The organism is Bradyrhizobium sp. USDA 4504 (genome assembly GCF_054063995.1).
The window spans coordinates 1,947,553-1,965,685 of the sequence record NZ_JBSSGV010000001.1 but is presented as its reverse complement, the minus strand read 5'-3'; the positions used below and the strand labels follow the sequence as shown (position 1 = coordinate 1,965,685).

22 protein-coding genes and 1 pseudogene are annotated in these 18,133 nt (G+C 62.6%); 8 read left to right on the top strand and 15 right to left on the bottom strand.

Translation table 11 applies throughout. The annotated features are described in order from the left end of the window. The first annotated feature begins 39 nt into the window (after nt 1-39). Both ACVMB1_RS08585 and ACVMB1_RS08580 read left to right on the top strand, forming a co-directional pair. A complete protein-coding gene (locus ACVMB1_RS08585) occupies nt 40-1,830 on the top strand; it encodes a thiamine pyrophosphate-requiring protein (protein WP_253640100.1) in 1,791 nt (596 codons plus the stop codon). Between the two features lie 24 nt (nt 1,831-1,854). Next, on the top strand, nt 1,855-2,661 hold the full coding sequence (locus ACVMB1_RS08580; protein WP_456848489.1) for an SCO family protein: 807 nt from the start codon (nt 1,855-1,857) through the stop codon (nt 2,659-2,661). A gap of 168 nt (nt 2,662-2,829) precedes the next feature. Here the strand turns inward: ACVMB1_RS08580 and ACVMB1_RS08575 are convergent, their stop codons facing one another. Continuing rightward, nucleotides 2,830-3,048, bottom strand: a complete 219-nt coding sequence (locus ACVMB1_RS08575) for a DUF3606 domain-containing protein (RefSeq protein WP_141342315.1) — start codon at nt 3,046-3,048, stop codon at nt 2,830-2,832. Nucleotides 3,049-3,224: 176 nt separating this feature from the next. Between ACVMB1_RS08575 and ACVMB1_RS08570 the strand changes: the two genes are divergently transcribed. Beyond that, nucleotides 3,225-3,590, top strand: a complete 366-nt coding sequence (locus ACVMB1_RS08570) for a PRC-barrel domain-containing protein (RefSeq protein ID WP_076826400.1) — start codon at nt 3,225-3,227, stop codon at nt 3,588-3,590. A gap of 357 nt (nt 3,591-3,947) precedes the next feature. Here ACVMB1_RS08570 and ACVMB1_RS08565 read toward each other — a convergent pair. The 6 genes and pseudogenes from ACVMB1_RS08565 to ACVMB1_RS08540 form a co-directional block, all read right to left on the bottom strand. Next, nucleotides 3,948-4,196, bottom strand: a pseudogene (locus tag ACVMB1_RS08565) (HEAT repeat domain-containing protein); the annotation flags it as partial. A 244-nt stretch (nt 4,197-4,440) separates the two neighbouring features. After that, nucleotides 4,441-5,301 (bottom strand): sensor histidine kinase, encoded by an 861-nt coding sequence (locus tag ACVMB1_RS08560; protein ID WP_456848487.1) that lies wholly within the window; start codon nt 5,299-5,301, stop codon nt 4,441-4,443. 772 nt (nt 5,302-6,073) lie between these two features. Beyond that, nucleotides 6,074-6,460: a response regulator gene (locus tag ACVMB1_RS08555; RefSeq protein ID WP_076826395.1), complete on the bottom strand. Its 387-nt coding sequence runs from the start codon at nt 6,458-6,460 to the stop codon at nt 6,074-6,076. Between the two features lie 79 nt (nt 6,461-6,539). Beyond that, nucleotides 6,540-6,902: a PRC-barrel domain-containing protein gene (locus tag ACVMB1_RS08550; RefSeq protein WP_253640101.1), complete on the bottom strand. Its 363-nt coding sequence runs from the start codon at nt 6,900-6,902 to the stop codon at nt 6,540-6,542. Nucleotides 6,903-7,231: 329 nt separating this feature from the next. Beyond that, the gene (locus tag ACVMB1_RS08545) at nt 7,232-7,561 is read right to left on the bottom strand and encodes a hypothetical protein (RefSeq protein WP_375162615.1); all 330 of its coding nucleotides are present in this window, start codon (nt 7,559-7,561) and stop codon (nt 7,232-7,234) included. Between the two features lie 36 nt (nt 7,562-7,597). After that, nucleotides 7,598-7,798, bottom strand: a complete 201-nt coding sequence (locus ACVMB1_RS08540; protein ID WP_141343189.1) for a hypothetical protein — start codon at nt 7,796-7,798, stop codon at nt 7,598-7,600. 532 nt (nt 7,799-8,330) lie between these two features. Between ACVMB1_RS08540 and ACVMB1_RS08535 the strand changes: the two genes are divergently transcribed. After that, nucleotides 8,331-8,579 (top strand): hypothetical protein, encoded by a 249-nt coding sequence (locus tag ACVMB1_RS08535; protein WP_456848485.1) that lies wholly within the window; start codon nt 8,331-8,333, stop codon nt 8,577-8,579. Between the two features lie 111 nt (nt 8,580-8,690). On the opposite strand, the gene ACVMB1_RS08530 is transcribed toward ACVMB1_RS08535, so the two are convergent. Next, on the bottom strand, nt 8,691-10,118 hold the full coding sequence (locus ACVMB1_RS08530) for a TAXI family TRAP transporter solute-binding subunit (protein ID WP_456848483.1): 1,428 nt from the start codon (nt 10,116-10,118) through the stop codon (nt 8,691-8,693). Between the two features lie 79 nt (nt 10,119-10,197). Here ACVMB1_RS08530 and ACVMB1_RS08525 point away from each other — a divergent pair, with 79 nt between their 5' ends. Next, a complete protein-coding gene (locus tag ACVMB1_RS08525; RefSeq protein WP_159109475.1) occupies nt 10,198-10,356 on the top strand; it encodes a hypothetical protein in 159 nt (52 codons plus the stop codon). Nucleotides 10,357-10,459: 103 nt separating this feature from the next. Here ACVMB1_RS08525 and ACVMB1_RS08520 read toward each other — a convergent pair whose 3' ends face one another. Then, the gene (locus ACVMB1_RS08520) at nt 10,460-10,777 is read right to left on the bottom strand and encodes a hypothetical protein (protein WP_057017199.1); all 318 of its coding nucleotides are present in this window, start codon (nt 10,775-10,777) and stop codon (nt 10,460-10,462) included. Nucleotides 10,778-10,801: 24 nt separating this feature from the next. Next, entirely contained in the window at nt 10,802-11,914 is a 1,113-nt protein-coding gene (locus tag ACVMB1_RS08515; protein ID WP_141343185.1) for a DUF1236 domain-containing protein, read from the bottom strand. A 225-nt stretch (nt 11,915-12,139) separates the two neighbouring features. On the opposite strand from ACVMB1_RS08515, the gene ACVMB1_RS08510 reads away from it, so the two are divergent. After that, the gene (locus ACVMB1_RS08510) at nt 12,140-12,367 is read left to right on the top strand and encodes a hypothetical protein (protein ID WP_057017197.1); all 228 of its coding nucleotides are present in this window, start codon (nt 12,140-12,142) and stop codon (nt 12,365-12,367) included. Between the two features lie 254 nt (nt 12,368-12,621). Here the strand turns inward: ACVMB1_RS08510 and ACVMB1_RS08505 are convergent, their stop codons facing one another. The 4 genes from ACVMB1_RS08505 to ACVMB1_RS08490 all read right to left on the bottom strand — a co-directional run bounded on the left by ACVMB1_RS08505 (nt 12,622) and on the right by ACVMB1_RS08490 (nt 14,949). Continuing rightward, on the bottom strand, nt 12,622-13,134 hold the full coding sequence (locus ACVMB1_RS08505; RefSeq protein WP_057017196.1) for a PRC-barrel domain-containing protein: 513 nt from the start codon (nt 13,132-13,134) through the stop codon (nt 12,622-12,624). Nucleotides 13,135-13,281: 147 nt separating this feature from the next. Then, nucleotides 13,282-13,488, bottom strand: coding sequence for a hypothetical protein (locus tag ACVMB1_RS08500; RefSeq protein ID WP_141343184.1), 207 nt, complete (start codon nt 13,486-13,488; stop codon nt 13,282-13,284). Nucleotides 13,489-13,509: 21 nt separating this feature from the next. Next, nucleotides 13,510-14,610 (bottom strand): glycosyltransferase family 4 protein, encoded by a 1,101-nt coding sequence (locus tag ACVMB1_RS08495; RefSeq protein ID WP_141343183.1) that lies wholly within the window; start codon nt 14,608-14,610, stop codon nt 13,510-13,512. A 129-nt stretch (nt 14,611-14,739) separates the two neighbouring features. Then, nucleotides 14,740-14,949 (bottom strand): hypothetical protein, encoded by a 210-nt coding sequence (locus tag ACVMB1_RS08490; protein ID WP_141343182.1) that lies wholly within the window; start codon nt 14,947-14,949, stop codon nt 14,740-14,742. Between the two features lie 860 nt (nt 14,950-15,809). On the opposite strand from ACVMB1_RS08490, the gene ACVMB1_RS08485 reads away from it, so the two are divergent. Together ACVMB1_RS08485 and ACVMB1_RS08480 are read left to right on the top strand one after the other, a co-directional pair. Beyond that, entirely contained in the window at nt 15,810-16,217 is a 408-nt protein-coding gene (locus ACVMB1_RS08485; RefSeq protein ID WP_159109474.1) for a hypothetical protein, read from the top strand. Nucleotides 16,218-16,875: 658 nt separating this feature from the next. Next, nucleotides 16,876-17,316 (top strand): hypothetical protein, encoded by a 441-nt coding sequence (locus ACVMB1_RS08480; protein ID WP_253587184.1) that lies wholly within the window; start codon nt 16,876-16,878, stop codon nt 17,314-17,316. A gap of 137 nt (nt 17,317-17,453) precedes the next feature. Here the strand turns inward: ACVMB1_RS08480 and ACVMB1_RS08475 are convergent, their stop codons facing one another. Further along, a complete protein-coding gene (locus ACVMB1_RS08475; RefSeq protein WP_253587185.1) occupies nt 17,454-18,098 on the bottom strand; it encodes a response regulator transcription factor in 645 nt (214 codons plus the stop codon). Nucleotides 18,099-18,133 lie beyond the last annotated feature (35 nt).

Genomic DNA, 18,133 nt, shown 5'->3' with positions numbered 1-18,133 from the left:
GCCGTTCACCGCTCACATTCAACTTTCGGGATATGCACGATGTCCAAGACCGTTGGCGATTTCGTAGTGCGGCGCCTCCAGGATTGGGACGTGCGGCATCTCTTCGGTTATCCCGGCGATGGCATCAATGGCGTGTTCGGTGCGCTCAATCGCGCCGAAGGCAAGATCGATTTCATCCAGGCGCGCCACGAGGAGATGGCGGCGTTCATGGCGTGTGCCTATGCCAAATTTTCCGGCCGCCTCGGCGTCTGCATCGCGACGTCGGGCCCCGGTGCCTCACACCTGATCACCGGTCTGTATGATGCCCTCCTCGACCATCAGCCGGTGCTCGCCATCGTGGGCCAGCAGGCGCGGAACGCGCTGGGCGGGCAGTATCAGCAGGAGCTCGACCTGGTCTCGATGTTCAAGGACGTCGCCAGCGCGTATGTCGCGCAGGCTTCCTCGCCCGCTCAGGTCCGTCATCTGATCGACCGCGCCGCGCGCATTGCGCTCGCCCGGCGCACCGTGACCGCGCTGATCCTGCCGAATGATCTGCAGGAAGAGGATTACGAGGATCCGCCGCGCGCACACGGCACGCTGCGGTCCGGCGTCGGATACACTCCGCCGAGGATCGTTCCGGCAGAGGCCGACCTCGAGCGCGCCGCCGACATTCTCAACGCCGGCAAGAAGGTCGCCATGCTCGTCGGCGCCGGCGCGCTTGGCGCGACCAACGAGGTCACCTCTGTCGCCGACCGGCTGTCGGCCGGATGCGCCAAGGCGTTGCTCGGCAAGGCCGTGGTGCCCGACGACCTGCCATGGGTGACGGGCTCGATCGGCTTGCTCGGCACCGAGCCGAGCTACGACCTGATGATGGAGTGCGACACGCTCTTGATGATCGGCTCGGCGTTTCCCTATTCCGAGTTCCTGCCCAAGGAGGGCCAGGCCCGCGGCGTCCAGGTCGACATCGACGCCGGCATGCTCTCGATCCGCTTTCCGATGGAGATGGGCCTCGTGGGCGACGCCGGGGAGACGCTGCGCGCGCTGCTTCCGCGCCTGAAGCAGAAGAGCGACGGCAGCTGGCGAAAGACGATCGAGCACAACGTCCGGACCTGGTGGAAGACATTGCAGGATCGCGCGCACCAGCCGGCCAAGCCGGTCAATCCTCAGCGCGTGACATGGGAGCTGTCGCCGCGTATTCCCGATCGCGCGATCATCACCAGCGATTCCGGCTCCTGCGCCAACTGGTTTGCCCGTGATCTGAAGATGCGTCCCGGCCTTATCGCCTCGCTGTCAGGCGGCCTGGCATCGATGGGCGCGGCAGTTCCCTACGCAATCGCCGCCAAATATGCAGCGCCCGATCGTCCCGTCATTGCGCTGGTTGGCGACGGCGCCATGCAGATGAACAACATGGCCGAGCTTATCACGGTCGCCAAATACTGGCGCGACTGGAGCGATCACCGCTGGATCGTCTGCGTATTCAACAATGAAGACCTCAACCAGGTGACATGGGAACAGCGCATCATCAATGCCGATCCCAAGTTCGAGGCATCGCAACGCATCCCCAACGTTTCCTATTCGCGTTTCGCCGACCTGATCGGACTGCGGGGGATTTATGTCGACGACCCCGCACAGCTCGGCTCGGCCTGGGATCAGGCGCTCGCGAGCGACATCCCCGTGGTGCTGGAAGTCAAGACCGATCCGGAAGTGCCCCCGCTACCGCCGCATATTACGCTCGAGCAAGCCAAGAACTTCTCGATCGCGCTCGCCAAGGGCGACCCGAACGAAGTCGGCGTCATCCGCGGCGCAGCGCGCCAGCTGCTCGAGACCGTGTTGCCCGGCAGGGAGAAGTGAAGGCCAGAAGCGATGCATCGCCAAATGATGCTTGCCGTCTATTTGGTCTGCGCAGCGCTGGCGCCGGCGCGCGCCGAGTTGACCGGGTCCGATCTCGCCGGGGTCGAGGCATCCCCCCGGCTCGGCGCCGTGCTACCGCTGAGCGTCCGCCTGCGCGACGAAAACGGCGTCGCACGGCCGATCCGGGAATGGCTCACCGGCGAGCCTGGCGTGTGGGTCCTCGCAGATTTTACCTGCGATACGTTGTGCGGCCCGGTAGTCAGCACCGTCTCCGATGCGCTCCGGCAGTCCGGCCTGCGTCCCGGTCAGGACTTCGATCTGCACGTCGTGAGCTTCGACCCGCAGGATACCCCGGAGAACGCGAAGGATATGAAGCAGGCGCAAGTCGGCCTCGAAGCGCTGGGCGACGCCGCCCACGTCTCGCGCGGCGATGCCGGCGATATCGCGGCACTGACACGAGCATTCGGATTTGAAGCGGTCTACGACCGCGACCACGGCCGCTACGCGCATCCCGCGGCCGCGTTTGTCGTGACGGCAGACGGTCGCATTGCGCGCGTCCTGCCCGGTCTCGGGCTCCATCCCGCCAGTCTGCGCCTCGCGTTGGTCGAAGCCGGTCAAGGCCGCAAGCACGGGGGTCCGCACGACCGCCACACTCGGAGATCCGGCACCTTTGAAGAAGCAAAGGCCCAGCGCCCCGGGGAGAGCACTGAGGCCGATCATTGTCTCACTCGCCACGATCGCCGACGTCAGATAGGCGACAGACTGCGACCAGCCCGCGGCGATTCCGCTTCCGAACGAGCGCGCTTTCGGGATCGAATTAGCACCAGTTGATTGCTGCCGACCAGGCCCTAACTCCGACCGGCACCGCAACTCGGCCGACGATCGACGCGCTTGCGGCCGGGGCCGCTCCAAACTGATCGATGTGCCCCGGGTCTTCGGGGGCAAGAGCCGGGGCACCTTCATTCGTCCAATGCCGCTCTGCCGAGGAGCGACGCATTGCTAACGACGCTTCGAAGGTGCCGTTCCTAACGACTTTTTCACCGCCGACCCGAGCCGGCGCTCAACTCTCTTGCGGCTATTGCCCACCTTCTTGACGGACTTCTTCACCGACGCTGCCGAAGTCCTGGTTTTCTTCGCCTCATAGCTCACCTTTGATCCTAGCCGCGCGGCGACGCGCGCACCTTCGCCTCCAGTGTACAGTTTTGTACATACTTCCAAATCAAACCGCCGGCGCTCAGGTGAATAGGATGAGGTACCTTTCCGCCACTCGATGTTTTGAGACGGCCGCTGACCGGTGCGCCTAGCTCAAATTTGGTGAAAGCATTGGCGAGCCAAAGGTCTCTTAGGAACGACCACAACTGCCCAGGGTTGGGCTCCATCATGAGGAGGATCGCATGGCTTACGAAGAACGGGAGACTGGAAATCTGATCGGCAGCGATAAGGTCGAAGGGACCGCCGTTTATGGTGCCGACAATGAACGCATTGGTTCGATCGAACGGGTGATGATCGACAAGATTGGTGGCAAGGTCTCCTACGCAGTGCTGGGATTCGGCGGCTTCCTCGGCATCGGAGACGATCATTATCCCCTTCCGTGGCAGTCGCTCAAATACGACACCAACCTCGGCGGCTACATTACGGGACTTAACGACAGCCAGTTGCGCGGAGCGCCAAGGTACAGCAACGAGAGCAGTTGGAACTGGTCAGACCCCTCGGTCGCCCGATCGGTCGACGACTACTACGGCCGCATTCCAGCTCCGTGAGCCCGACAACCAACGATCGCCCGACGTGTCCGGTGTGCAAGCACCAAATGGCTCTAGCGCGCGTCTCGGCCGGCAAGCGTGGATTCGAGGAGCGCATGTTCGAGTGCGCCACCTGTGGGCGGACCGTAAAGGTCTCAGTTGCCGTTGATCCCACGGAGACGGATCGGGTTGGTTGGCTCGCCCGTTCGCTGGAGCCCCCGAGTTGAGGAGCTGGCCCGCGCAGCTTCTCTTCAAGGCCGCGACCCACGGCACGCAAGCAAATACTCTGGCCCCTAGCCGACGTACGAACGCTGTTCCACCCACTGCCTCAACCCGATTGAGCGCAGTTGCTCTCATTCGCAGAATTCGGGTACAAACCTACGAATTCGCCTTTGCCTTCTTCGCCACGATCTGTTGCAGGGCCCAGCGCGCGTTCTTTCTGACATCTGGATCCGGGTCATCGGCAATGACCGCCAGGAACACTTCGCCATCCGGATGAGCGATCTCGCCCAACGCGGCGGCGGCGGCGACCAACCCACCATTGACATTGAGCCCCAGCGTCTCGGCCGCCATCTCGCGCACCATCCAGTCGTCGTCCTTGAGCGCACGCATGATCGTTTCCGCCGCCGAGAAGCGTTAGTACTGTCTCGATCTGGGCGATCAGCGCCTCGATTTCCTCCCGCTCGTTCGGTCCGGGATCACGCTGTAGTCGCTGCAGGAGCGCCTGCTTCCGTGCAAGAAGCTTTGCGACGGTCGACATGGGGCCCTCCTCCGTTGCCAGGCAAGCAGGTGCAAGAAGGACTTGGTGCACCGGCTCCTGACGCAATGCCAATTCCCCTTCAGATGGACCTGTCCCTAGCGATAAGGAATGCTAACGCGGATGCGCCCGCACCTGGACGCGCAGACCCGGGTCCAGCCGTTCGTATGTGATTTCGCCCTCGAGCTGCTGAGTGAGCAGGTGCACGATGCGGGAGCCCAGTCCGCCCGGCTCTGCTCCCTCCCGCAGGCCAATGCCATTATCGGACGCCGACAGCTCGATGCCGTCTCCTTTCGACAAAGAAACAACGACGTTTCCTGGCCTGTCGCCAGGAAAAGCATACTTCAGCGAGTTCGTGACCAATTCGTTCGTGATCATGCCGAGCGCAAGCGCGTGGTTGTTCGGCAGGAGAATGTCCTCGCAGACCACCTGGAAGGCAACCGGCCCAGATGGAGCCAAGGACTGGAAGACCTTCTCAACCACGTCATTTAGGAAGTAGCGCATGTTGACCGAGCGCGAGTCCTCCTTGAGCGCAAGATGGTCGTAGACCTCCGCCATCACCTGCACCCTGCGGGCGGTGGCTTCCAGCGCAGCCGCGACCTCCGGCCCGCCGTGCCTTGCCTCCAGCCGGATCATGCCGCCAAGGATTGCGAGATTGTTTTTCGTCCGGTGCGCCATCTCCTGCAGCAGCAAGGTCTTGGTCTTGTCCGCCTGCATGACGCGTCGGAGTTCCGCGCGCTGAAATTCGGCGACGATGGCTGTCCCGGCGGCGGTGATCGCGAACAGTGCATTCGTCGCGAGGAAATCGATGCCGAAGCCACCTGCGTAGCTGAGGTAGGCGCCCACGCCGATAGCGATGAAGGCCGCGAATATTCCAGAGCCGCGATCGAAGATCAGGCCCGAGAGAAAAACGCCGGGCAAAAGCAGGAAATATCCAGGCGCCCCGGTCTGAGTCTGCAGCGCCGTCTGCAGCACGGCGCACACCACCATGATGCAGGCGGAGATGCCGTACCGTACCGGACCGGGCTTGGAAGCCGGTGCTCCAGAACCAGGGGGTAAAGCCTGTTCATTGGATCCCAACCGCGGGCTTGCCGTTCAGTTGCTCATGCACAGTGTTCCCACCGTCGCTGCATCATCGCAAGCCGAATCGGACCTTGCGGATCTTCAGATTTTCTGGCTGTTCAGGCCTTAGATGTCTCGCTGCCGCCTCGCGGGCCAATCGTTCCGCCTTCAGGCACTCCCGGTTCGCATGGAACGCCTGCTGGGCGCGTTCATACTCGACACCGCCACTTTGGCATCCGCGTCACTAAAGACCTTTCGAGCTTCTCCTTCGGTCGGGGTCGGCATTCTCCGCTCCGATATGCGATTGCTCATTGCTCATTGCCCCTCCTCCGAGGGTCCTCGCCCAATAATGTGCATCAGGACCGCCAACCCTGATGGGCAGGCTTTCTCCCGGCGAAGCCTTAGGGGGAGTGCGCCGGGTGGGAAGTGATTCGACGCGCGGTAAGCCCGTTCGTTCCATGGGGCCCGTGACACAGGCAGACTTCCCCTGCGGCCTGGCCGTCGGCTTTTCACTGGGGCCTCATTCGCGGCCTTCTTGCCTTGATCGGCATCAGCATTTTCTTCTGCCCGCTTGATGCCTTGCGCGGCTTCTTGGCGAGGTTGGGCCCCGATCGCCAGTGCCCTCACGGCATAGCCACCATCTGCGGGCTCGACCGAAGGATCGGAAGCTCACAATGATCCCGGTTCAACCCGGCGAGAGGCCGGTATCGAGTAGCTGCGAGACGGCCGCAGCCAATTGCGCGGGCGTAAAGGGCTTCTCGATTAGGACGCTGCCATCGACACTCTGCGATTTCCAGTCTGGCGCGCTGGCGCTCGTCATGTAGATGACAGGAAAGCCAGGCGTGATTTCCCTGATCTGCCGCGCCAGCTCCCATCCGCTGATGCCGCTACCCAGGTTGACGTCCGTCAGCAACGCCCGACACCCCTCTCGCCCATCGCGAAAGGTGGATAGGGCCACCTCCCCCGAATGGACCGAGCAAGCCTCGAAACCGCCGTCGCACAAGGCGTCCTCGATGAAGCTGCAGATCAGAGCTTCATCGTCCACGACCAGAACGCGAATTGCAGCACTCACTTTTAAGTCTCCATCGGGACCAAGGCGGAAAGGCGGGTGGGTCTCGCGTAACGGCAGGGTCGTGGCCCCGAGTGCCGCCTCAAGCCACCGGCACACCGTAATAGGCATTCACCGCCCGCGTGGTCGCGGGGTCACTCCAGTTCCAACTGCTCTCATCGGCATATTTGGGAGCGCCGCGGAGCTGGTCGTGGGTGATGCCGGTGACGTAGCCGCCAAGGTTGGTGTCGTATTTCAGTGCCTGCCACGGCAGCGGATAGTGATCATCACCGATGCCGAGCAGACCGCCGAAGCTCAGCACCGCGTAGGATACCTTGCCGCTTATCTTGTCGATCATGACGCGTTCGATGTAGCCGGCCTTTTCGCCGTCGGCCCCGTACACGTTGGAGCCCTCGACCTTGTCACTTCCGATCAAGCTGAACGTCTCGCGATCTTCCATGGCCATGTTGACCTCCTGAAGTTTGTCTTCAGAAGTCAACCGGACGACCATGGCTCCGTTCCTTGGCTGAAGCCTCGGTGCCGTCGTTCTCGCCCTCCGGCAGCATTCGGCCGGGACGCGACCGCAACGCCTACCCCCGGGTCTAGGATTCCTGCCGCAGCGGAACGACGCACGGCGCGCCGCTCCCACCTTGCGATTGTGGGCCGGTGCGCAGCACGGTGATGAAAGTCTTCGAATTCCCCGAAGCGCCGCCAGTACGGCGGCCCGTGGCGGAGTCAGAAAGCCTTCGCCCGCGCCCGCTCCCGGACGGGTCGACGCCGCTGACGCCGTTGGGTCTAGCCCTCGCGGGTTGAGCCAGGAAGCGGAGATCTGGGCGCTGCAGGCGAAGACTCGGCCCGGGGTCCCTCGCTTCGCAGCTCTACGTCGGAAGGCCGGGCGGCTTCCATGAGCTCCAGCCCCGCGCGGCCCTTCTCTGTGATGCGCCAACCGCCGTTCAGGCGCTCCACCAGTCCTTGCGAGAAGATGTCGAGATCCGGCATGCGTGCGGCCGAGCGCTTGGTCCGCTCGCCCCAGTCCCGTCCGCTCGTCGCAAGGATCGCCAGGTCGCGCTTGAGGTCCGGCATGACGGCGAATCCGTCGGGATAGCTCACCAGGATCTTCAGCACCGTGACCTGGAAGTTCAGGCCACCCGCTCCCGCCCGCTATCGCCACATCGTCGGCGCGCCGTGAAGAGCCTCGCGGCCGACCTGCCTCAGCCGCTCGGGCGAGGTGTCGCCATTCGTCGCGGCTTCCAAAATACTTAAAGCTACGTGGGTGCGTGCGCCGGTCTCATAGCGCGACACGTCTTCGCAGACCTCGTCGAGGACGATACACAGAAGCGCGGTCATTGCCGGATCGAACATGAGGCCCCCAAAGGAAAAAGATTGTAACGCAATCACAATCACATGGGCGCCAAATTCAAAAGTGTTTAGCGCCCCAATATCCAGCCAAGTCTACACTCGAGATCCGGCTCGGCCAGCTCAGAAAGTGGCCGCACCGCAGTGCGGATTGAACCTGCCTTCGGTCAAGCTGTTGCGCGGGCCCCGGCGCCGAGGCATTGCGGACAACCAGCAACCAATGCCTGGTTTTCCCGTTGTCGAGCCGGGAAAGAAACGAGAAAGGAATGATCCGATGAGGAAGTTTGCAATGGTGGGGCGACCGGAGGCGTGATCGCCGGCGCGGTCATCGAAGGGCTTGCCTCCTCGGCGTATGCCTGGGGACCGGGTCCGGGCTACTACGACTACGGTCCAAGGTACAATGGCGCCGGGTACTAAGGCGGGCCATACGCCTACGACGACGCATACGATGCTCCGTAATCACGTGCCGAGATCTTTGGTTTCGGCGATGACCCACACACCGCCCTCGGGCCCATTCGCACTTTTGACGATACGGCCAATGTCGTTCGCGCCGATCTCGAGCTGCGCCGTGGCGCGTGCCCTATCCGATGGGTTCTTTGACAAGCAGATCGATGGGCGGATCGATGATCCCGCAGCGGGCTGGAAGGCTGTTCGGCTGGCTTCCGGCAACCGCACACCGTTTCATATCGAGGCTATCGACGCGCCACATCCGGGAGCGACGGACGCCACACTATCGAGCCCCCTGGTGGTCCAGTTCCAGCTTCGTCCGGACGCGCTGGCCCACTAATCCGCTGGTGACGTGCACACGCCCGAGTTCGCGTACTGTCACTTTTCAAGGTATCGAATGAAGGCAGCCGCAGAATCATTTTCCCAAGGTGCAGTTTTCTCATACGAGACCTTATCCCCGAGGCGGAAGGCTGTGACCCACTGCCGCGCCTCGAACCGGTTCAAGGGGACCTCGTTGCAACGCAGCTCGCCTTTCGACGATGGCATGGTTCAACAGTTCAAGCACCAGGCCAAAGGCTGCCAGCTCTTCTTCTTCGATGGCGGCATCATCGTAACTTTCGAGCGTTTCCGCGATGATTGCGTCAGCCTCGCGTTGCAGGGCCAGCAGTTCCTGGTTGGTTTCCGCGGTCCGCGCGCTGGAAACCATGGCCAGGAGCCTGTTGCGATGGCTGGTGTTTTCCTCCCTTTCGTCCCGATTCAAATAGCGACGCAACCAGGCGCCGGCCGAACCGATCGCGGAGAGGAGCAGGAGAGCGAACCAGAAGTAGTCGCCGTATCTGTCAAGAAAGCTGCGTTCGTTACCTTCGATGACGGCCGCCGCTCCCCGGTGCACGGGCAGCTCGGCATCTTTCTCGGTGTCAGGCTTGGTAATGTGTGCAGCCCCCGGCACTTGTCTGGCAATCGCCTGACGGACAGCGAATAATTGCCGGAAAAAGGCCGCCACCGTCGCTTCAGACAATGTCTTTCGCGCCACGATCAGATGGCTGACGCTGACCGTCTCAACCTTGTCATCAGGCCAAGCCGGATCGGCATTGAAGACGCCGGGCGGAATTTCCTCGGATTCATACCGCGGGTGCTTCAGGGCGATGGCTTCCGATGTCTCGATCGCGAGAAACTTCGGCGCGCCTCGCACGCGGGTCGTTGCAGCGATGGCGTCGGAGGTGATTTTGCTATCGAGCGGACCGAGCGCCATGAATGCATCGAGGGTCGGGTCGCGTGCCAGCTCCTCGATGTGGTCCGTCCCAAAGTGCATAATCGCGACCTTGTCCGCCTGCACGCCGGAGGCGCTAAGGATAACCCGCAGGAAAGCAGCATTCGCCGGGGTCCGCCCGATTACGCCGACACGATGCCCTGCGAGATCGGCGATCTCCTTGATTTTCGGCGCGTGCTTTCTTTTGGAGGCCTTGCCCGCAAGTCCGGAAGGCGCCCACAGCACAACGAAGTTCTTACGCAGCGTGGCGACGGTCTGCGCGTCGGCGGGCATATCCAGGTCGCCGCGACCGACCGCAAGGTCGGCCTTCCCAGCACGAAGCAACGCGAGGGATTCGACCGCCCCGTCGGCTTTGATCGGGGACAGCCTGACAGTTCTGCTTTCGCTGGCGAAGGCATCGGCCATCGCCTCAACTACTTTGTGATCATCGCTTCCGGGAGGTCCAACTGCGATCCGGAGAACTTCCGGCCGCAGCGCATAATACAGTGCGCCCGCTGCGGCGCCAAAGACTAGAAATCCAACGGCCAGGACAAGCAGCAATGAATTGCTCCTTCTTCGCCGTCGGCGGGCAGCGTCATTGGTTTTATCTGTAACGCTTGGCGAGGACATGTGCCGCTGCCAGCCAGAGATCAAAGCGCGTCCTGCTTCCTAGGATATCTGCCGCGAGCGCTTGGTGGAAGAGCGAGTGATGAACAACAACCACGACACGCGCCGTCTTTCTTCGCCTGCAGCGGCGGACTCCTGGGTGCCGAGCAACTTCAGCGCAGTCTCGATCTTGGCGAGGAGCGAGCGCCTGGATTTCGGCTCGCTCGTTCGGGCCGAGACCGGCTTCGAGCCGCGCCGGTAATTGCTCTTTCTGTCCCAGGAGCTTCGCAATAGCAGACATCTCATCACCGCGAAAACGTAATCGACGGCGAAAGGGCCGCTCAGAGAGCGGCCCCATTTCTAGTTCACCAGCTCCGGGTGCCGAAGCTGAAACCGATGCTTGGGCCACCGCCGTAGTAGCCGTAGCCGCGATCGTAGTAGCCTGGACCATTGTAATAGCCGTAGCTGCGGCGAACCACGTAGCCGTCGTCTCCGCCGTAGTAGCGTTGGACATAGCGGGGACCGCGGGTCCGGTAGCAGCGGCCATACTCGTTACAGACAAGACGGACTTGCTCGATGCCCGCAGCCTCAGTCGACGCGATGGCTGCAGGTGCAAGAGGTGCCGCACTCGCAGACGACGCCATCAAGGTCGCGGCGAGAGCTCCAAGCGCGATGTTCTTCATGGATATTCTCCTTCCTTGGCGAGATCAGTCGATCTCTTCGATGATGCGACGTTCATGGGGTTCGACGATGTAGGTCCGGCTGTCCCGGTTGATGTACCGGTACTCGCGAAGGCTCGGAGCATCCCGATTGACCTCTTCGGGAAACGCTTCGATCTCCACGCCTTCCGGCACGCGCTCTCCGGTGCGGATCTCGGTACGAACCGAGCTGCCGGTGGTGGTGCGACGCTCGCGCTCGACCGGCCGCGCTTTGGCGTGCTTGCGGATGACCTCGCGGTCCTTGTCGCTGAAGGTCGTCTTGCGCTGTTCGGTGCGCGCCGGCGCGGCCGCCGTGGAGCGGCCCGAGTACGGCAGGACCGCGACGATCTTGTAGCTGGAGGGCTCCACGATCACGATCTCGTCCCTCACCAGCACGAAGTTGTAGCCCCGGTACTGGGGTACGATCTCGACGACCTCCGCAGGCAGCGGCTGCAGATGTACATCGCGCGGCACGGCCGTGCCGATCGACAACGAGAAATTCACGTTGTTGAGCGGTTGCACATCCAGGTGTGAAATCGACGTGCTGATCCGGGTCTGCTGCTGATCGTTGATGTTCACGGACGCGTTCACGTTCGTGCTCGACGAGCGATTGGCCGTGTTCTGGTGGCTGCTCGGCTGCCGGGCCGTGGTGGTCGGATTGCTACCCGTCGGAGACTGAGCCTGATTGGTGCCCGAAGCCGGTGGGTTCGCGCTCTGTGTCTGATTGTTCGCAGGCGGATTGGTCTGCGCCTGGTTCGAAGGCGGATTAGTCTGGTTGGAGGGCTGGCTCGTCTGCGCCTGGTTGGTAGAGTTGTTCGACGTGGGCGCCTGCGTGGTGTTGGTGCCCGTACCGGAGTTGGACGTTTGGCCTGCAGCGCTCTGGCCGGTCGCTGGCGGAGGCTGCGTCTGGGCCGCATTCGTCGAAGGGTTGGTCTGCGCGGATCCCGGAGCGGAGTTGGACGACGGTGTCGACGTCGAAGAGGACGGCGGCGTCGACGTGGAATCCTGTTGACGCTGCGTAGCCGACGGATTGGAGCTCGACGTGCTCGGAGAAGATTGTGCGAGAGCCGAAGTCGCGAGCGCAACTGCGGCGGTCGTAGCCAACAATAAACGCTTGTTCATCTGAAATCCTCCTAATTGGTCGCCGAACAACACCGGACGAAGGGCCAGGTTCCAGAACGGGAAGTTTCGGCAAATCGGCTGAGACGGCGCCGGTGGAAATTCTTGTCGCCGCGAGAAATCAGTCTCGCGACATGAGCGGTGTGCCTTCCGACTGCCGGGAAGAAACGGAACTTCGCGCCCGCCTGCCCGTTGGCAGTGACTACTTAGAAGCCATTGGAGGAGTCAATGAAGAAGCTGATCGTGTGCGGCGGCCTCGCCGCCTTCGCCCTCGGCACCCAGGCCGCCAGCGCCGCCGAGTTCTACATCGTTCGTGATGCAACGACCAAAAAGTGCACCGTTGTCGACACCAAGCCGACGACGACCACGACGACGGTCGTGGGCGACGGCGTCTACAAGACCAAGACGGAAGCCGAGTCCGCCGTGAAGACCACCAAGGTCTGCACCGAACAGTAAACGGCCATCGCATTGCCGAGCCGGCCTCGCGAAAACGTTCTGAAGGCCATTGGAGGAGAAAATGCTTGTACTGACTTTATGGGCCGTTCCCCGGTGCTCGTTGTTGGCGGCGTCGGCTATTGGATAGTTCACATGCACTGAGCGAACAGTCCGCATGAAAGGCTCGCCCGCAAACCGGGCGATTTTTTTGGACCATTGGGCCCGGCAGAAAAAAGGGCCCAGCGGGGGCCCTTTTTCCGTGAGTTCTCGCCGCACTAATTGTAGTCCGAGTATTTGAACTGCGGGAGCGCCTTCAATTGCTCCTTGTTGCCGCTCATGACCGCGTGGTCCGGGACCCAATCGTTCGCGTTGCGGTTCGTCGTATTCGTCGAAGCCGCGCCGGTGGTGGTGTCGCGCGAGTTGGTCGACGTGCTGCTCGAGCTGGTCCGGACCGGCTCTTCGACGAACTTCAGCTTGTCCATCGAGACGGCGATGTCGTGCTCGCCCATGCCCAGAAAGCCGCCGATACCGATCACCACCGCGTTGATCTTGCCGCTCTTGTCGACGAGCAGCTCGTTGATGTCTCCGAGCTTCTCGTTGGCCTCGTTGTAGACGTTCAGGCCTATCAGCTTCGAAGCGCGCCAATTTCCCTTGAGCGCCATCTTCGCATCGGCCGGCTGGGCCGTGACCGCCGGCGCGGCGCGATCGGCGGGCTGGGTGGATTGCGCGAACGCGCCGCCGCCGATCACGGCAGTGCCAAGCAGAGCGACGGCAAGAAAGCTTTTCATCGATTATCTCCTCCAACGTGAGCCGCACCCGTTCAAGATGCCGGGCCCCAACGCCCGCGATTGCCACTTGTTCCTGATCGCTCCTTTCAGTCGAAACGGGGCGCAAAGGATTCTACCCATGCTTGATGGGGGTCAGGATCCGGTCCACTAACGATGTTCGGTGCTCACGAGCCGGACGACAATTCCTTTGCCTTGGGAGTGAAGGCAAAGCTGCCAAACCTCATTCGAACAGTCTTCCGCTTGCCTTGCGGAGTCGCCGGCCTGCTGGACCTCCGGCTGTGGAGGAGGCACTTCGTCCGCAAGGGCGGCCGTCGCGAGAAGAACAAAAGCCGCCGTGGAAAGAATGGTTTTCATGCGAGCCTCCTGATCGGCGACTCAACGAAGAGACTCTGAAGCCGTGCCGACTTCCGGGCGCGATATGGTTGACCCCGTCTCGAATCCTTCGCGTCCTCCGCGGCCGAGCAGCTCGCGATATCGGCGTTCGTACTCCTTCACCATCCGACTTGCGGCGAAGCGCTCCTCGAACCGGGCGCGGACCACTCTTCTGTCCAGCCGGCCCAGTTCGTTCACTGCCCTGATCGCCTGGTCCTCGTTATCCACGATAAAGCCGGTGACGCCGTCTTCCACCACTTCGGGCACCGAGCCGGCTCGGTAGGCAATCACAGGTGTCCCGCACGCCATCGCTTCGATCATGACGAGCCCGAACGGCTCCGGCCACGCGATCGGAAACAGCAACGCGGCGGCCCCGGCGAGGAACGGCTGCTTCCCGATTTCGTCCACTTCGCCGACAAGTTGGATCTCCCCGCCATCGATGTTCGGCTCGAGCTTCTTCTTGAAGTAGGCCGTCTCCGAGCGCGGTATCTTGGCCGCTATCCGCAGCGGCGTCCGCGCGGCGCGTGCGATGCGTATGGCGGCCTCCGGTCCCTTGTCCGCCGTCAGCCGCCCGAGGAAGGCCAGGTACGAACCACGTTCGCAGGACGGCCTAAACAGATCATTGGGCAGCCCATGCTGGATCGTCGCGATCCAGTTCGCATCCGGAAGTGGTCGACGCTGGTCGTCGGAAATCGCGACGAAGGCCGCGTCTGGGAAAGCCCCGATCACATCGGACAGCCCGGGAAGGTCGAGCCGGCCGTGCATTGTCGTCAGGAACGGCACGCCGGTCCGGCTTAGCACCGGAAGAGGCAACCAGTCGACGTGGGAGTGGATCACGTCGAAATCGCCCGCGCGATCGGCGATGGCTTCGATCAGCAGCGCGCATGCGGCGTTCGGATCCGTTCCCCTTCGCCCCAGGCGCAGCGCACGCGGCCAGACAGGATGGAGCTTTCCCTTTGTCTTCGAATCCCCGCTCGCGAACAGGGTGACGTCGTGTCCGAGCTCGACCAGTTCGTCGACAAGCCAGGCGATCACGCGCTCCGTGCCGCCATAGAGCTTCGGCGGAACGCTCTCGGCCAATGGAGCAAGCTGGGCGATCCGCATGCTAGGCCCCGACCACGGACTGCATGGCAATCACAACGACCGCGGAACTGAGGTATGAAATCGCTAGCAGCGTCCAACTGGGCTTTGTGCTTTCGCAGACCATCCGCGCGACGAACATCTTCACGCCCGTCAACCTTCGTCTTCGGGAGGCTGGTGCAAGTAGGCTATCCCGAAGCTGGCGAGATCTTCGGCATCGCTCTCTCGCTCTTCCCGTCTCCTGTGCAAATAGCGCTCGAGCAGGCAGCGGCGGCTGTGGTGAACGTCAACGTCAGGGTGCGCCGCCCGGTACACGATCCAGGCCGTCTCTGCCGCCCTTCTCACCGTGACTTCGTCGACCATCCTCACGCTCCAAGCGACCGCATCCAGTCGCTGCCAACTCAGCGCGATGGCAAAAGTTTCCAATTTTCTCCGAATCTTCGACCTTTGGTGGAGAAGCGCTCGAAAGGCCGATCAGAAAGCTTTCGCCCGCGCGTGATCGCGGATCCGATTCAGCGCAATGATCTGGCCATCACGGCCCCTAAGGACGGCTCCGCAAAAGCCGGTCGACGGCGCGAACAGTGTCATAGACGGTGGATTTCTTGTGACGAAGGCACGCAGCTAGCGCGTCGATTCTCCGCCGCAGGTGATCAACCAGCCGCTTCGCACCGACAGTCATGCAGCCCCCAAGGCACTTGGACACTTCGAGTTGAGAATAGAGGCGCCGTCAATTGCGTCCCTCGTGTTCGGCGGAGTAAAACGCCGCGGAGACCTCGAGCGGTGCCAGAAGATATGGCGCCGTCAAAACTCCTGCGTAAAAAGTAGCGCGAGACGATCGGCTTAATCAGCTTGACGGTCGCTCGGGTCGCCGGACGGCATTGACCGTCGGCGGGTTGATCATCGCGACCATACGAACATTGTTTCCGGTGGCCATCCGTCAGCGAGCGGCTTCGAACGCCACCATGGCGCCCTTGCATTTGCCGCCCAAAAGGAAAGGACCGCTGGCTTGCCGCTCCAGGATAAGCGGAAGGCGAACCAAGGAGCTGGCGCGCGCCCGGGCGGTGACCACGATCCATGCCACCCGAGCGGCCGAGAAGCGCGCCGCAGGCGAGGCGCTAAGCTGACGTTGAAGCCGACGTGCCGACCAGCACCAGGCAGGCCGGCGCCACTGGCATGGTCCTGACTCGACGAAAACCAAAAGCATCGCATACCAGGCGAGGGTCGTGCCGATCAGGAGCCGCGCCGAGGCGGACGCTGTCGATTCGCGGCTGCCGCATGCGACTTATGGCGGGTTTCATCAGCCGGCCGGCAGCCGCGCCGGCGGCGGCGCCCGCATGTTGCCGGTTTTTCCCGCCTCCAGGAACGAACCGGTTTCTGCAACGTTCACCGTCCGAGGCAAACACGGAGTGGCTGAGATGGGCGCTGGCGACCAGGTCGCATCCATGTCGGTGGTGGCATTTTTCTCGCTTGCACTGATCGTGATATCGAACCAGTTCGTCCAATCGAGGGCGACAAAGAATCTGGCGATGCCTGCCGCGGCAACAGTTGCCGCTCCGTCTAGCGCAGGCAATAGCCCTCATCCCGTTTCAGAGCCGGCAGCCATCGTGTGGTTTGAGAAAGCAGCCGGTTGACTTGTTTGATCAACATTCCCTACCGCGCCAAACGCACGGTCGGCGCACTTTCCCGTTCGCCGCGACCCGGCACAATGATTGGCTCCGGCGCAGCGGGGAACCGCGCCGGAGCCTTTGGGGAAGTTGATTGCGTACGTTTAAGCAGGTTATCAACCGCCACCGAGGCAAATCGTTCCCAGCCATTTGCATATTTTTCCCGACATAAGGGACGGCAGCAAAACCGGGATGTTGGCGCAGCGGCAAAGGTTCCGACCTGAGGAGGTATGAGATGAGACCGCTCGGCGAGACGGCCGCGGGCGCCATCCTGGCGCTGGCCTCCTGACCGCGTCCGCGATCAGCGCATCGGCGGCGATCGCGTGCGCTGGGCGGGTGTGCTGGCACACCCATGAGACCTATGCTTATCCGCGTGAATTCCGCGTCGTGGTTCCGAGGACAATTGGCGCTGGGGGCCGCGAGGGATTCACCTTCCGCGAGCACGAAGGGCGCGGCTATTGGCGCGGCCGCAACTGGGTGACCTGGTGAGCGTACCGACGACGTGATGAGGCCGCCCGCGGGCGGCTGTTTCAGCGCATGCGATCGGCGAGGAACGTTTGCCATTTTCTCCCGTTGATCGGCGCCGGTGCCGATATGCGGTCCGGGATTGCGGTGAAGGTTGTTGATGCCTCTGGTCCGGTACTTTCTGTTCACAGGCGCGACGCTGCTCGGCCTGCTGCTTCTCACCGACTGGTATTTTTCAGCCCCGGCGCCAGTCACCGTCGCTCGCAACGACATCGATCGCACGATCATCCGCATTCGCTCGCAGCACAAATGGCCGGAGGCGATACGCATGGACACCAGCACCCCGCTCCCTGCCGCCGCGCCTGCCCCCACAGCTTCGGCGGCTGTCGCGGCGCCGGTCCCCGCTGCGCCGCCCGCGACGGTTGCGCAGGTTGATGCGTCGCGGGCAGCTCCGCCGGCGCGCCCCGAGCGCAGCGCGCGACACGCAAAGCCCACCCGGCAGGCGCAGCGCGAGAGACGCCAGCGACTTGCACAGCGCGGTCAGCGCTTCGCGAGCTATCGCGAGCCGGAATGGCAGGGCTGGTCGTTCCCGAACTGGTGAGCCGTGAAGCTCTTGCTTGAAGATTGCCGCTACCGGTGCGTTCGTCGCTTCGATTTGGCCTGATGAATGCCGCCTGGTGTACGGCAATGAAGAATTGTCCGCGTCACTGCACGCGACCAGTTCAATTTATGCAAGGATCAGCCAAGTTCCATTTCGACGGCGATCCGTACCAGGTCTGAGTGGTTCTTCGCGCCGAGCTTCTGCTTGAGCAGCGACGTGGCATTGGCGACAGTCTTGTAGGAGATGCCTAGCGCTGATGCGACTTCGACGATCTTGTCGCCGCGGCCGAGCAACCGCAAGATCTCCAGCTCCCGCGCCGACATCTGCGAGGCGGGGCTGGCCTTGATCGCGGCGCCGGCGAACGCGATCGCCTCCGCGAGATGCGGCGAAATGAACCGCTCGCCTGCCGCGACCTTGCGCACCGCCTTGACGAACAGGCGCGGATCGTCGCTCTTGGAGACATAGCCTTGCGCCCCCATCTCCACCGCTCGCACCACGAAAGCGGGATCGTCGTTCATGCTGAACATGATGATCCGGGCGACCGGGTCGTCTTTCCGGATCCTGCGCAGCAGCTCGAATCCGGAGACATCGGGAAGCTTGATGTCGATCACGGTCACGTCCGGCCGCTTCTGGGTAAAGGCGCGCAAGCCGGCCTTGGCATCGGCGGCCTCCTCGATTTTCACCGCCTTGTCGGAAGCAAACAGGGACCGGCAGCCCGACACCACCACCGGGTGGTCGTCGACGATCAATACTCTCATGGACGATTTGGAGGTATCGTGCATCATTCTCTCCCCTGCCTTTGATAGAACTTCGCGCG

Bases quoted from the DNA above. Each gene is read 5' to 3' on its own strand.
- ACVMB1_RS08520 (WP_057017199.1), bottom strand. From the start codon at position 10,777: ATGAAGAACATCGCGCTTGGAGCTCTCGCCGCGACCTTGATGGCGTCG.
- ACVMB1_RS08530 (WP_456848483.1), bottom strand. From the start codon at position 10,118: ATGTCCTCGCCAAGCGTTACAGATAAAACCAATGACGCTGCCCGCCGA.
- ACVMB1_RS08540 (WP_141343189.1), bottom strand. From the start codon at position 7,798: ATGTTCGATCCGGCAATGACCGCGCTTCTGTGTATCGTCCTCGACGAG.
- ACVMB1_RS08500 (WP_141343184.1), bottom strand. From the start codon at position 13,488: ATGAAAACCATTCTTTCCACGGCGGCTTTTGTTCTTCTCGCGACGGCC.
- ACVMB1_RS08585 (WP_253640100.1), top strand. From the start codon at position 40: ATGTCCAAGACCGTTGGCGATTTCGTAGTGCGGCGCCTCCAGGATTGG.
- ACVMB1_RS08515 (WP_141343185.1), bottom strand. From the start codon at position 11,914: ATGAACAAGCGTTTATTGTTGGCTACGACCGCCGCAGTTGCGCTCGCG.
- ACVMB1_RS08490 (WP_141343182.1), bottom strand. From the start codon at position 14,949: ATGGTCGACGAAGTCACGGTGAGAAGGGCGGCAGAGACGGCCTGGATC.
- ACVMB1_RS08505 (WP_057017196.1), bottom strand. From the start codon at position 13,134: ATGAAAAGCTTTCTTGCCGTCGCTCTGCTTGGCACTGCCGTGATCGGC.
- ACVMB1_RS08475 (WP_253587185.1), bottom strand. From the start codon at position 18,098: ATGCACGATACCTCCAAATCGTCCATGAGAGTATTGATCGTCGACGAC.
- ACVMB1_RS08510 (WP_057017197.1), top strand. From the start codon at position 12,140: ATGAAGAAGCTGATCGTGTGCGGCGGCCTCGCCGCCTTCGCCCTCGGC.
- ACVMB1_RS08495 (WP_141343183.1), bottom strand. From the start codon at position 14,610: ATGCGGATCGCCCAGCTTGCTCCATTGGCCGAGAGCGTTCCGCCGAAG.
- ACVMB1_RS08550 (WP_253640101.1), bottom strand. From the start codon at position 6,902: ATGGCCATGGAAGATCGCGAGACGTTCAGCTTGATCGGAAGTGACAAG.
- ACVMB1_RS08580 (WP_456848489.1), top strand. From the start codon at position 1,855: ATGATGCTTGCCGTCTATTTGGTCTGCGCAGCGCTGGCGCCGGCGCGC.
- ACVMB1_RS08535 (WP_456848485.1), top strand. From the start codon at position 8,331: ATGTCGTTCGCGCCGATCTCGAGCTGCGCCGTGGCGCGTGCCCTATCC.
- ACVMB1_RS08570 (WP_076826400.1), top strand. From the start codon at position 3,225: ATGGCTTACGAAGAACGGGAGACTGGAAATCTGATCGGCAGCGATAAG.
- ACVMB1_RS08480 (WP_253587184.1), top strand. From the start codon at position 16,876: ATGCCTCTGGTCCGGTACTTTCTGTTCACAGGCGCGACGCTGCTCGGC.
- ACVMB1_RS08525 (WP_159109475.1), top strand. From the start codon at position 10,198: ATGAACAACAACCACGACACGCGCCGTCTTTCTTCGCCTGCAGCGGCG.